The sequence below is a fragment of the Propionispora vibrioides genome, from assembly GCF_900110485.1.
GTDB lineage: Bacteria > Bacillota > Negativicutes > Propionisporales > Propionisporaceae > Propionispora > Propionispora vibrioides.
Genome location: NZ_FODY01000001.1, coordinates 180,515 through 193,954 on the forward strand (window position 1 = coordinate 180,515; position 13,440 = coordinate 193,954).

The 13,440-nt window shown below is 45.6% G+C and carries 13 protein-coding genes; 1 reads left to right on the forward strand and 12 read right to left on the reverse strand.

Going from position 1 to position 13,440, the window contains the following annotated elements:
• The first annotated feature begins 23 nt into the window (after positions 1-23).
• On the forward strand, positions 24-494 hold the full coding sequence (locus tag BMW43_RS00985) for an organic solvent tolerance protein OstA (protein ID WP_091743520.1): 471 nt from the start codon (positions 24-26) through the stop codon (positions 492-494).
• 69 nt (positions 495-563) lie between these two features.
• Here the strand turns inward: BMW43_RS00985 and glyS are convergent, their stop codons facing one another.
• The 12 genes from glyS to yqfC form a co-directional block, all read right to left on the reverse strand.
• Positions 564-2,630, reverse strand: a complete 2,067-nt coding sequence (glyS, locus tag BMW43_RS00990; RefSeq protein WP_091743521.1) for a glycine--tRNA ligase subunit beta — start codon at positions 2,628-2,630, stop codon at positions 564-566.
• The gene (glyQ, locus tag BMW43_RS00995) at positions 2,623-3,507 is read right to left on the reverse strand and encodes a glycine--tRNA ligase subunit alpha (RefSeq protein ID WP_091743522.1); all 885 of its coding nucleotides are present in this window, start codon (positions 3,505-3,507) and stop codon (positions 2,623-2,625) included. The genes glyS and glyQ overlap by 8 nt, the downstream gene beginning before the upstream one ends.
• A 346-nt stretch (positions 3,508-3,853) precedes the next feature.
• A complete protein-coding gene (locus BMW43_RS01000; RefSeq protein WP_245732169.1) occupies positions 3,854-4,249 on the reverse strand; it encodes a DUF4342 domain-containing protein in 396 nt (131 codons plus the stop codon).
• Positions 4,250-4,296: 47 nt separating this feature from the next.
• Positions 4,297-5,055 (reverse strand): DNA repair protein RecO, encoded by a 759-nt coding sequence (gene recO / locus BMW43_RS01005; protein WP_091743524.1) that lies wholly within the window; start codon positions 5,053-5,055, stop codon positions 4,297-4,299.
• A 182-nt stretch (positions 5,056-5,237) separates the two neighbouring features.
• A complete protein-coding gene (locus BMW43_RS01010; RefSeq protein ID WP_245732170.1) occupies positions 5,238-6,551 on the reverse strand; it encodes a hemolysin family protein in 1,314 nt (437 codons plus the stop codon).
• A gap of 50 nt (positions 6,552-6,601) precedes the next feature.
• Entirely contained in the window at positions 6,602-7,186 is a 585-nt protein-coding gene (locus BMW43_RS01015; RefSeq protein ID WP_091743526.1) for a DUF502 domain-containing protein, read from the reverse strand.
• A gap of 105 nt (positions 7,187-7,291) precedes the next feature.
• Entirely contained in the window at positions 7,292-8,197 is a 906-nt protein-coding gene (era, locus tag BMW43_RS01020; protein WP_091743527.1) for a GTPase Era, read from the reverse strand.
• Between the two features lie 75 nt (positions 8,198-8,272).
• The gene (gene ybeY / locus BMW43_RS01025; RefSeq protein WP_218140579.1) at positions 8,273-8,719 is read right to left on the reverse strand and encodes an rRNA maturation RNase YbeY; all 447 of its coding nucleotides are present in this window, start codon (positions 8,717-8,719) and stop codon (positions 8,273-8,275) included.
• Complete coding sequence (locus tag BMW43_RS01030; protein WP_091743529.1) at positions 8,661-10,856, reverse strand: HD family phosphohydrolase; 2,196 nt, start codon at positions 10,854-10,856, stop codon at positions 8,661-8,663. The genes ybeY and BMW43_RS01030 overlap by 59 nt, the downstream gene beginning before the upstream one ends.
• Before the next feature lie 16 nt (positions 10,857-10,872).
• Complete coding sequence (locus BMW43_RS01035) at positions 10,873-11,862, reverse strand: PhoH family protein (protein ID WP_091743530.1); 990 nt, start codon at positions 11,860-11,862, stop codon at positions 10,873-10,875.
• 19 nt (positions 11,863-11,881) lie between these two features.
• Entirely contained in the window at positions 11,882-13,102 is a 1,221-nt protein-coding gene (gene yqfD / locus BMW43_RS01040; RefSeq protein ID WP_091743531.1) for a sporulation protein YqfD, read from the reverse strand.
• Positions 13,092-13,367 carry a sporulation protein YqfC gene (yqfC, locus tag BMW43_RS01045; protein ID WP_091743532.1) on the reverse strand — a complete coding sequence of 92 codons (276 nt, stop codon included), beginning with the start codon at positions 13,365-13,367 and terminating at the stop codon, positions 13,092-13,094. Before yqfC ends, yqfD begins: the two co-directional genes overlap by 11 nt.
• Positions 13,368-13,440: the final 73 nt, after the last annotated feature.

A 13,440-nucleotide genomic window follows, 5' to 3' on the forward strand; every position in this document is an offset into this window, starting at 1 on the left:
AGTGAAGAAAGGCGGGATCATTAGTGAAAAAAAAGATTTCCATCGTATTTCTCTTACTTACTCTCCTATTTACCAGCACTGTCTTTGCTGCCATGCCGACAATACGGGCAGACCATCAATATTTTGATATTACTTCAGGCTTGCAGGTATTGAGCGGCAATGTTTATATTGAACATAAAAACCGTGTGGTAACGGCCGGCGAAGCCAGAACAAACTATGTAGAAGTCTGGGCTTCCGGTGGAGTAACCTTTACCCAGGACGACATATATTTTACCGGCAGCACCGTATATGTCTCTTTTCCCAAAAATTTAGCCCAAATAAGCGGCGGCATCAGCTTCTCCCGTTCCGGGCTGCAGATTACGGCTAATCAGGTCGATTTCAATTGGAAGACCAAAGTGGCTGACTTCAGCGGCAATGTCCAGGTTACCCAGGACGGCAACAGTTGGTCGGCAGATACGGCAAGTTACAATGTAATAACCAACAGCTTCTTATAAAGAATTATTTATGAGGTAAGAAAAACCTGTACAGTTGTACAGGTTTTTTTATTTATTTTATTCATTTACTCATAAAGTAATTTTGCTAAAATCAGCCACTGTGTGTGTAAGTTCCAGCACAGCCTTTAATAAGGCAAGACGGTTGTTTCTCACTGGCAGATCGTCTACCATAACCATAACTTCGCTAAAAAAGGCATCTATCGGTGCAATTAAGTTAAATAATGAGGTCAAGGCTTCGTCATACCGCTTAGTGCCGGCGGCAGCCAATACCTTCTCCCGGACTGCGCCATAGGTTTGGTACAGGGCTTGTTCCGCCTGATTGGCAAACAAGGACGGGCTTATCGTTAAATTGGTATCCGTGATATTTTTAGTTAAATTTGCAATACGGGTAAACGCCTGGGCTGCAAGCTGCAGCTCACCGGCACCGGCGTTAGCAGCAACCGCATTTGCTTTAAGCCAGGTATTATAAATATCATCCGTACCACTAGTCAATACTGAATCAATCAAATCATAACGGATACCAGCATCAGCCAACACGTTTTTAATACGCAGACGGAAGAAATCCTGCACCTCGGCAGTCAATTTTTCCCGCTTGGCTCCGTCGGTGATTTGTAATAAGTTCAGCGTATCTTCCAAGAGCTCCTGCAGTGACAAGTGATAAGTCCCGTCAATCAGAATATGGACAATCCCCAGTGACTGGCGGCGCAAAGCATACGGATCTTGCGAGCCGGTCGGAATCAAGCCGCGGCTGAAAGTGGCCACGATATTATCCAATTTATCGGCAATACTGACAATGCGACCGGCATCACTTTGCGGCAGTTCATCACCGGAAAATCGGGGAAGATAATGTTCATAAATCGCTTGAGCTACGGGCGGTTTCTCACCATTTAAAAGAGCGTACTGCCGTCCCATGATGCCCTGCAGCTCGGTAAACTCATACACCATCCCTGTGACTAAATCAGCCTTGGCCAGCAACGCACTCCTTTCCACAATCGCACAGGTATCACTGTCTTGAGCAAGCTTACCGGCAATTTGACCAGCTAAACGTTGAACCCGTAAGGTCTTATCATATAACGTTCCCAAACCATCCTGAAACACGATCGTTTTCAATCGGTCTACCCGGTTGGCTAATGTCACTTTCTGATCCTCTTCAAAGAAGAACTTGGCATCATCCAGTCTAGCCCTTAGTACCCGTTCATTGCCATGTTGAACAATCTCGAGATGATCTGCGTTGCCGTTGCGTATCGTAATAAAGACCGGCAGCAACGATTTATCCTCGGCCCTTACCGGAAAATAGCGTTGATGTTCCCGCATCGGTGTTACGATGGCTTCTGCCGGCAAAGTCAGATAGGCTTCATCGAAGGTACCGCAAAGAGCGGTAGGATACTCTACCAAGAACACAACTTCTTCCAATAATTCTTCATCAATTTCAGCCGTTCCGCCGTGACTTACAGCCAGTTTTTCCACCTGTTCCCGAATGACCTTACGGCGTTCCTCCTGATCAACCATAACAAAGTGATCAGCCAGCTTTTTAAAATAATCATCAACCGAATCAACTGTTATTGCCCCGGAACTCAGGAAACGATGTCCAAAAGTATAATTGCTGCTCACTACATCCGTAATAGTCAACGGGATACACTCCGTACCGCAGAGTGCCAACAACCAGCGAATCGGCCGGACAAAACGGATATCATGATCGCCCCAGCGCATAGTCTTGGGAAAGTTCAGGCTCTGAATCAGCGAAAGCAACATTTCTGGTATCAATTCAGCTACCGGCCGGCCTTTTTCATTAATCACCGCATATACATAGCCTTCCTTGGTAACTAAACTATTCACATCAACCCCCTGTCCACGGGCAAATCCCTGCGCAGCCTTGGTAGGTGCCCCCTCCGCATCAAAAGCAATTTTCAGCGAAGGTCCCTTATTTTCCGTTTGCCAATCTTTCTGCTGCTCTGCCAGTTCACGAATGACCAGCACTATTCTGCGCGGTGTGCCGAAGGTCCGTACTTCGCTATAACCGATGCGTAATTTTTCCAGTCTATCTTTGGTAATTTTCGCAAATTGCGCTAAAATATCCGGCATAAATCTGGCTGGGATTTCTTCAGTTCCAATTTCCAATAATAAATCTTTAGGCATTATTCTTTCCTCCCTTAAGCAGCGGATACCCCAATTTTCCCCTTTGATTCAAATAAGCCTGCGCACAGAGCCGGGCCATGTTGCGCACCCGGCCAATGAAGCCGGTACGTTCACTTACGCTGATCGCTCCTCTCGCATCCAGCAAATTAAAGGTGTGAGAACACTTCAAGACGTAATCGTAGGCCGGAAGAACAAAACCGCTGTCTAATACGCGCAAAGCCTCTTTTTCGTATAAATCAAACAATTGGAACAAGAGGTTGGTATCAGCCAGTTCAAAGTTGTAATGGGAATGCTCCACTTCATTCCGATGAAACACATCGCCATAGGTAATACCATCCACCCACTCAATATCAAATACATTTTCTTTTCCCTGAATGTACATGGACAGCCGTTCTAAACCATACGTAATTTCAACCGATACAGGCTTAACATCAATACTTCCCACCTGTTGAAAATAAGTGAACTGAGTAATTTCCATGCCATCCAGCCATACTTCCCAGCCTAACCCCCAGGCGCCCAGCGTAGGCGATTCCCAATTGTCCTCCACAAAGCGGATGTCATGCTTAGCCGGGTCAATGCCCAGACGGGACAGACTTTCCAAATAAAGTTCCTGTATATTGTCGGGTGACGGCTTCATAATCACCTGGAATTGATGATGTTGAAACAAGCGGTTGGGATTATCGCCATACCGGCCGTCAGTAGGCCGTCTGGACGGCTCCACGTAAGCAACGTTCCAAGGCTCCGGCCCTAAAGCCCGCAAAAAAGTTGCCGGGTTCATTGTGCCCGCTCCTTTTTCCACATCATAAGGCTGTTGCAAAATACATTTCTGCTCCGCCCAGAAATTCTGTAAAGTTAAGATAATCTCCTGAAATGTCATATATTCCCCTCCTGTAATTTTTCCTTAAATAAAAGACAAAAATAAAAAAAATCCGCGCCCCCAGTAACAATCCGTTACCAGGGACGAGATTTTTATCATCCCGCGGTTCCACCCTGCTTGGCAAATGCCCACTTTAAAATATTACGGCTTCTACTCTACCGCTATAAAAAACCATCGCAGTATTTCCGTCCGCAGCTCCAAAACGCCTTCACCTGACCATATTCCGGGCTTGCACCATCCCCGGTTCGCTAAAACGCAGGCTACTCTTTTTCTTCATTGCCGTATTTTACTATACAATATACCAAATAAGCCAGGCAATGTCAATTTAATCTTAAACAACAAACACTTATTCTTCGTGATCGTTCTTATCGTTGCGAATAACTTCAATAGTGCAACGCTTAAACACGGCAACCAAAACACCTAACGCGGCCAGTTGAGGCAGAAAAACAGCGCCAAGCGCACCTAAACCGACAGGAATATCCACCAAGGTCTTGTCATCATGCTTTACCCGAATGCTATTGACATTTCCTTCATGAATCAGTTCTTTCACCTTATCAATCACTTCTGAAGAACGGACAGAAAACTCCTCCGTCCAGTTTGTCTGTTTTTCGCTTTCCAGCGCAATCAAGGCCTCAACGACATTGCCCTGCGTCTGTTCCAGCGCTTCCTTGGCCTCACGATAAGAAACACCGGTTCTGCTCCGTATAGCATCAATCTTTTCCAGAGTAATTTCTTCCATCATGTAATCCTCCAGATTTTTTATTTTTATAATGCCCGACGCCGCGAAACCTATACCAGACCAGATGCACGAGAACGGTTAACGGCGTGTAATTGTTGGATAAAGCCCAGGGATTTCAGCGGCTTATCCAGACAGTACAGTAAATATTTGACCAGCACCGCCTCAGCCTGCACTAAAGCAGCCCCAGTAACCGAAAAGTCTTCAGGTTGTTTAAAATCCAGTTCCAGTAAGGTATTAATCAGTTCAACCGCCGGTTTATCAAGGCGAAGCTCCCGGGAAGAGCAGACAGGGCATGCTGCTCCGCCACCGGCGGCATCAAAAAAGGCCGGATATTGAAGAACTTGTCCACAAACAACACATACCTGCCATTCCGGTACATAGCCACTGATCTCTACTATCTTCCAGGCTGCGGCCAATGCCACAATTCTTGGATTTCTGGTTTTCATCAATGAAAACGCATCCAGCAGAATATCAAAAAGCAAAGGTTCCGGCTGACGTTCCGGGCAAAGTTCAATGACCAGTTCCGTTAGAAAGGATGCATAGGACATGGAAGTAAGCTCTTCACGAACCGAACGGAAATGATCTTTCACTTCACATTGCTTAATCACTTCCATGCCGGTGCCCGATTGGAGCTGCAGATCCAGATAAGCAAAAGGCTGGATGCTTCCGGCCAGACGATTGCTAGGCCGCCTGGCGCCATAAGCGACAGCTGTCAGCTTTCCCTGTTCTTTTGAAAATAACGTAACCAGTCTGTCAGCATCCCGCCAATCGCGTACTGCCAGTAAGACGGCTTCCACTGGATAGATCATATGCTTTAAACTACTTCCACTCTATTAGTATGAATTGCTTCTTTTAAAAAGGGCTGACCGGCGAAAGAATCGCACTCCTTACACGAACGGTAAGCTAGATATGCTCCGATATGTCCGGTAGTTAAAAAGATTTCCCACATGACTTCTCGTAATAACATGTACTATCATCCCTTCGTATATAGTTATTGGTTTATTAACTCATCGTCATCCACCGAAGGCTCCGGCAATTGTTTTGCCTTCACTCTTACTATGCGAAATCCATTAACTTTTAATACTTCAAAGACATAAGCACCAATATTTACTGTATCACCAATTTCCGGCTTGCGGCCTAACAGGCCGAAAATATACCCGCCGATCGTATCTTCCTCGTGGTCTTCCAATTCGATATGCAAAATGTCCGTAACATCATCAAGGAGCACCCGACCGTCAAACTCGTAGCTGCCTTCTTCCAACCGTTGAATTTCCACATCGACAATTTCATCGTGTTCATCCTGGATATCGCCGACAATTTCTTCAATGACATCTTCCAGTGCCACCAAGCCTGCCGTCCCGCCATACTCATCGGCTACCACCGCAAGATGAATGCGTTTCCGCCGCATGACCTGCAAAAGTTTTGCTACCGACATTCCCTCCGGAACGACCAGAATCTCCCGCATAATGGTTTTTAAATCTTTATTTTCAGAATTACATAAATCAAAATCCATCAAATCTCTTAAATGAACCATACCGATCACATGGTCTTTATCCTCAATGCAAAGCGGAAACCGCGTATGGCTGGCTTCCCGGACCACCCGCAGATTTTCTTCATAAGAATCATCAACAAACAGGCAAACCATATCCTGCCGCGGAATCATAACTTCCCGGGCCAGACGGTCGGCAAAATCAAACACATTGTCAATCAGTTCGCTTTCCATTTGATCCAGCACACCGCCACGGTGGCTGGCGCTTACCAGCATGCGTAATTCCTCTTCCGAATGGGTCAGCTCAGCCTCTTTAGCGGCCTTAATCCCCAGGATAGCCAAAAATGCCTGCGCCGCCTGATTGAACAGCAAAATAACGGGATACCCGATTTTATGAAAAATATATAAGGGCCATACGGAAAATAAAGCGACTTCCTCCGTCTTTTGAATAGCCAGTGATTTGGGCACCAATTCTCCCAATACAATATGCAGAAAGGTTATAAGTATAAAACCAAGAGCCACACTGATGGTGGACGCCAGCCAATAATAATTGTCAGGCAGAATGTCGTTAAACAAAGACACCAGCAGTGACGCCACGGCAGGTTCTCCCAGCCAGCCTAGAGCCAGCGAGGCCAGAGTAATTCCCAGTTGAGTAGCTCCCAGGTAGGTATCAAAGCCCGACACTACCTTCAGAGCCAAAACAGCCCGGCTGTTGCCCTGATGAGCCAGTTCTTCCAAGCGGGTCTTTCTTACCTTTACCAGCGAAAATTCGGCAATAACAAAAAAACCATTTAGAAAAACCAATAACAGAGCCAATATTATTTTTACCGTACTATATAAAGGCGAATCGATAGCGCATCCTCTCCCTATTTTTGCACATCATGCCTGACCGGCATGATGGTTCCTGCTGTAAAAATATACTGCAGCGCACTTTCACTGGTAATGTCTAAAGCTATTATATCCTTCTTAGGTACCAGAATATTAAAGCCGTTGGTTAAATTAAAACTCATCGGAACATAGACACAGACATGTTCTTCGTCCATAGCTTCCGCCAGCGGCTCGGAAAGCTCCGACATAATAAAGCCGATTGACTTTGCCCCCGGATGGGGATAAGGCACCAAAACAGCCTGTTTAAATAGATGCTGTGACTCAAACACAGCCGTAGATAATTGTTTGATGCTTTTGTAAATAAACTTTACTATGGGAATGGAATCCAGCAGACGCTCACCAAATTCCAAAAGACGTTTCAATATCCAATACGAAGATAGCCAGCCTGTCACAATCAGCAGGATGACAACCGCAACAATCCCGATACCGGGAAAATGTACCGGCATATGTCGTCCCAGCAGATCTTCGGCCATGGAAAAAATCTGTACAACAACAAAAGCGGTAATGGCAATTGGAACAATCACAATCAAGCCATTAATAAAATATTTGGAAATTCGATTCATAAAAAATACTCCTCTTTACAAATGATACCATCTATCCTGATTGCGGTCAATAAAGAGAAATGACTACCTATCAGGTAGTCATCCGAAACTTCCTATGCCGGCCGGTTATTCATAGCCAAAATTCCGCAATGAACTGTCCCGGTTACGCCAATCCTTTTTCACTTTAACCCATAAATCCAGAAAACTTTTCGAGCCAAGCAGGTTCTCAATATCTTTCCTGGCCGCATGACCAATCTCTTTTAGCAGTTTGCCGCCAGCACCAATCACAATGCCTTTTTGCGACTCCCGTTCCACATATACCACGGCCCGGATATACAAATCGTCATTGGGCCGTGTGGTAATTTCCTCAATATCCACGGCTATGGCATGAGGAATTTCCTCTCTGGTGACGTGAAGAATCTTCTCTCTGATCAACTCGGCAATGACCAGCCGTTCCGGTTGATCGGTCAGCATATCTTCAGGGTAATACTGCGGACCCGGCTTTAAATGTTTTTTTATCTCGTCAGTCAAATGATCAAGATTAGTATGTTCCAAAGCGGAAATCGGTACGACCGCCGAAAAATCAAAGCAATTTGTATACTGGGTAATAATCGGCAAAATATTGTTTTTGCTGATTTGGTCAATCTTGTTGATTACCAGAAGCACCGGCGTTTTAACCGTTTTAAGTCTCTCCAGGATATACTGTTCCCCGGCACCCAGTTCTTCGGTGGCATCGACAACAAAGGCAACAACATCTACCTCATGCAAGGTATTTTCCGCCGTTTTGACCATATACTCGCCCAGTTTATGCTTAGGCTTATGGATGCCCGGCGTGTCAATAAACAGAATCTGAGCGTCCGCCAACGTTAACACACACAAAATTTTATTACGGGTGGTTTGTGGCTTATCAGACATAATCGCCACCTTTTGTCCAATCAGACTATTCATCAAAGTGGATTTCCCCACATTGGGACGTCCGATGATGGCGACGAACCCCGATTTATATTCTTGTTTTTCAGCTACTTCACTCATTCCGAATTCCCCTTTTGAAGAACTTGTTACAGTTCTTGCTTCTTCTGAATACTTTTACTTGTTGGTCGGCGGCCTTCACACATCGTTTGGACTTCTGGTAATATTAAGTGCCGCCAACACCTTTTCTTCCTCCAGCCGCATAGTCTGGCGCTCCAGTTCGTCCTCATGATCAAAGCCTAGTAAATGTAACATGCCATGGACAGCCAGATAAGCCAGCTCACGTTCCAGAGTATGCCCGAAATCACCGGCTTGTCGCTCGGCCGTTTCCAAGGAGATGATGATGTCACCCAGCAGCAGTTCCTCCGGACCATCAATAATATCCGGTTCATCGCCTTCATTCAAGGCAAAGGAAAGCACATCCGTAGCCCGGTCTTTCCCGCGATAATCCCGGTTGAGTTCTCTGATATAAGGATCATCGGCCAGAACAACACTCACTTCGGTTTGTGGCGCCAGGGCATGTATTTCAGCTGCTTTTTGCAGCACAGCCGTCACGATGCTCTCCAGTTGGTCCGTTACTTTCATCTTTTGCTGGAGATTGCTTATTGTTACTTCCATTCTTATACTTCCTCTTCTCTAATTCTTTTAGCGTATCCGGATATTCGATTCGGGTGTGAAACATACTGGATAAGACCCGGATAAACACATCACCGATGATATTCAAATCCTTTAAGGTCAAACTGCACTCGTCCAATTGTCCGTCGTGCAGCCTTTCCCTGATGATCTTTCTAACCATAGCCTCAATCCGGTTCAAGTTGGGTTTGGCTATGGAACGAACCGCGGCTTCGCAGCAATCAGCCAGCATGATAAGCGCCGCCTCCTTCGTCTGCGGTCGCGGCCCCTCATAACGAAAGTCAGCTTCCACGATGCATTCACTATGATCCGTTTCGGTAGCCCTGTTATAAAAGTATGATACCAACGTTGTCCCGTGGTGCTGCTGGACAATATCAGTGATCATTTGCGGTATTTTATAGTCCCGGCATAAATCAATTCCGTCTTTAATATGGGAGGTTACAATTAAAGTGCTTAAAGAGGGGGCAATTTTTTCATGGGGATTATCAATTCCCACTTGATTTTCAACAAAAAAGTAAGGACGTTTGATTTTGCCGATATCGTGGAAATAAGCACCAACCCTGACGACCACCGGATCGGCACCAATACTGTCAGCAGCCGTTTCCGCCAGATTACCGACTAAAACACTGTGGTGATAGGTCCCGGGAGCATCCAGCAGCAACCGTTGCAACAGCGGATGGTTAGGCCTGGTCAGGTCCAGCAGCTTGATGCTGGTAGTGATATTAAAGGCATGCTCCAGGTAAGGCAATAACCCAATAGTAATGACGGCCGATACAATCCCGCTGACTACTCCCTGCAAGCCTTGAAACAAGACCTGCGAGGGATTAACCTGTTTGATAAAACCGGTAGCCAGAATGACAATGAAATTAACCGCCGCAATCCAAACACCCGTTTTAGTCAAACTATAGCCGTGAGTCACCTTAGACACGCTATATACGCCAACCATGCTGCCAATTAGAGCAACCGATACGGCACGCAAATCCTGGTCTACAATCACACCAAACAGCATGGCTGCCGTCACCCCGGTGAGCAACCCGACCCTGGCATCAATAAGAATAGACGCCAAGAGAGCACCTGCCGCCACAGGAGCTACGAAATCAGAGTAATAATGGGCCGTCTTACCTAACAGCAAGGTTAACAGAATGATCAGCCCCAGTAAGGTCAACTGCAAATCATTTTCATATACCCCGCGCGAAAATTTATACAAATACCCCATGACCAGCAGCATGACCAGCAGCACAAACACAGTCAGACCGAAAACCCTGATCTCACCAACCTGTCCTTTGTATAAGCCAAGCTCTTCCATCGCCTGGATCTGGTCGGCCGTAACCACATCGCCCTTTCTGACTAGAATTTGTCCTTGCTTTACCGTCTCCCGCACTGGTTCAATACTATTTAACGCCGACTGTTTACGCTTGTCGGTTTCCCGTATGTTCAAAATAAAATTAGGCTTTAACAGTTGCTGCGTGATGCCGGCAACGGCCGCCTCCATATGCTTGTTAAGCCCCAATTCCTCTGTTTCGATTACAATATGCTTTCTGGCAAGGTCAATATCATCATCGCGGATTCCACGCTGAAAATATTTGTGCAGCAACAATTTGACCTGTTCCTCCGCTTTTACCAAATCCGCCTCATTAAGTTGAACCAACCCGGCCACCGCCGTTTGTGGCAGGCTGACCGGCATATTGGCGGAAATCTTCCCCATCTTCCCTTCATCCGTTTTTAACGAGGCATCAGCCAGTGTCGAACGGGCTATCAGGAAGATGGCCGCTACACTCTCATCCGCCTTGGCCATGATCGAAACGTCCAGATCATACACGTTGGCAATACTGGAAAGTACCTCTTCTTCCAAATGCTTGGTTTTTACCGTATCCACATAAGAAACGGTACGGGGAGCAAGAATATCGCGGTCACTAACTTGTCCAATTTGGAAAGAAACTTTATCGGAAACAAAATCGGCAGATAAAACGACGGTAAATACGAAAAAAAACGCCAATCCAAGTACCATACGACGAATGATGGGTTTTGCATATGTACTCGTTGGTTGAAGAAAAAAATCCCGTAACTTGCTATTATTAAGTGACAGCATGTGTTTCACTCCAATATCAGGTTTTGCCCTCTCCCATCTCATACCTGTCATACGCTTTCACAATCCGGCTTACTATCTCATGACGGACAACATCACCTTCCGTCAGGTTCACCAACGTAATTCCGTCAACATTGCGGAATATTTCTTGCGCCTGCTTAAGACCGGAAACCGAGTTATGCGGCAAATCAATCTGCGTGATATCGCCTGTTACAACAATCTTAGAGCCAAAGCCCATTCTGGTTAAAAACATTTTCATTTGCTGCGGCGTCGTATTTTGCGCCTCATCCAATATAATAAAAGAATCATTTAGCGTACGGCCGCGCATATACGCCAGCGGTGCCACCTCAATGATATTTTTCGCCATGTATTTTTGAAAGGTTTCGTAACCTAAAATATCCTGCAAGGCATCATACAAAGGCCTTAAATAAGGGTCGATCTTTTCTTGCAAGTCTCCCGGCAAAAAGCCAAGTTTCTCACCGGCCTCAATGGCGGGACGGGTCAAAATAATTCTTTCCACCTCTTTATGTTTTAAGGAAAATACTGCCAGAGCAACAGCAAGATAAGTTTTCCCGGTTCCGGCAGGTCCTATTCCAAATGTTATATAATTGCTTCTTATCGCCTCGATATAAGTATGCTGTCCGATGGTTTTCGGCCTGATTTGCCGTCCCCTCGCCGTAGTCATAATCGTGTCGCCAAACATCCTGTGCAAAGATTCCAGCTTTTTATCCTTCAGCATACGGATGGTATATTTTATATCATGAGCGGACAGGGTATTGCCTAAACGGCAAAGATACCTTAGTTCTTCGAACAAATTGAAAATAAGCCCGGTTTCCTGTTCATCGCCCCGGATGACCACTTCGTCACCACGGGCAGTAATTTTATCCGGAAAGTAGGAATTGATAATACGAAGATTTTCATCATGCCGTCCTAATATGGCAAGCGCCTCCGTAATATCCGTAAATTGAAAACGTTTTTCCGTTACTCCTGTTTCATGTACTGACTGCAAAGATAATGTTCCTCCTTGATTATTGTGCAATATTTACGTCCTGCCCGATATCCTCAATGGCTTCCACGCTTACCTTAACTCGTACAATTGCCGTATCCGGTATATTGATTACAGCAATATCACGGGATAAAATCTGCGCCGACTCGGGAATAACCGTCTGTATAGCCGACAGCGCTTTGCTCTTGGCACGGTCACGGGCTTCTTCAAAGGTATATTCTCTGTGGGAAACCTGCAGTTCATGATACACCTTTATGGTAGATTCGACAACAAAGTCGCTATTCCTCCATCCAGGCAGCTTTTTATAGATCGTCTGTTCTTCAAAGGACGAATATTTCTCCGGGTGCGGCTCCCGTACAGTAAACTGGGTATCGCCGATTTTCAGGTAAACGCCGATATCCTTTTGCCCGGTGCGGGTATATAGGTCCTTCGCCATATCTGCCTCACCGTAACTTTCATACCAGACTCGCCCTTTAACAATGCCTTTCGCTTTCGTCAATTGTATAGTATGATCCAACTCCTCCGAACTTACTATACCTTCTTCTTTGTTTTCCGGCGGCGGCACAATGCCCCGGATAAGTACATCGCCCGGTTTTACCGTATCATCCTTTTTCACCTTAGGTTGTCCGTTTAAGACAATAATTTCAGTAATCACTGCATCTTTTGCCGCAACAATATCAGCCGGTGATTTATCTTCCTGCTGCGGCATAGTTTTTTCTACGATTTCAATCACAGCCCGTGTACCGGTATAGTTAATCCCGACCCAGGCAATTTCAGGAACCTCCAGCATAAGCCGGTTTTCAATCTCCTGCAACCGCTCTTTATCCTTTATGTTGCCGGGGCTTAGTCCCTGCTGGCGAGCAATGTCCGTGATCCGTTCTAACGGTATTGTTTTGACTCCCTTAACATCGACAAACCAGATATGGACCGTCAAAAAGTTCAGGGTAATAAAAAAAAGCAGCGCTCCCAGAGCAATCATTTTGCGCCGCTTTATTTTTTTTGCGACAAAAGGAAACCCGTGGCAGCCAACCACCTTAATGTGATTACGGGTTTTCCTTACCAGCCTGCGAATACGTAAAAAGTCGGCCAGCTGCAAATAGGCATACATGCTGGACTCATCGCTTTTGATATTCCATAAAAGAATACCTTCGGTTATACACAAATTTATGAACTTCTCCGGCATCGGTCCATTAATGCGAATGATGACATGACCATTAAGGTATTTTAAGAAACTAAGTGTCATACCGAATGACCTCCACGATACCTTCCAGCAAGATTTGTTCAACCTGCAAGTTTCCCAGTACCATATCCGCTCCTGTTACTACCAGTTCTCCCTGATTCAATTTTATTCTCACTAACGAAGGGGTATATTGTATAATTCCCCGGTGGTTTTCAACCAAAAGTTGTTTATTACCCAACATGGTAATACGGGGCAGATCCATGACGATATCTTGCGGAATATCCAGCAGACCGGCTAGCTTTTGTAAATGTCCCCGCTTATTGCGCAATATTCTCCCTCCTTCCACCCCTATAAAATGTATGCGTATCCCTTACGTTTCATTCTGAGGAAGGCCCGCATAG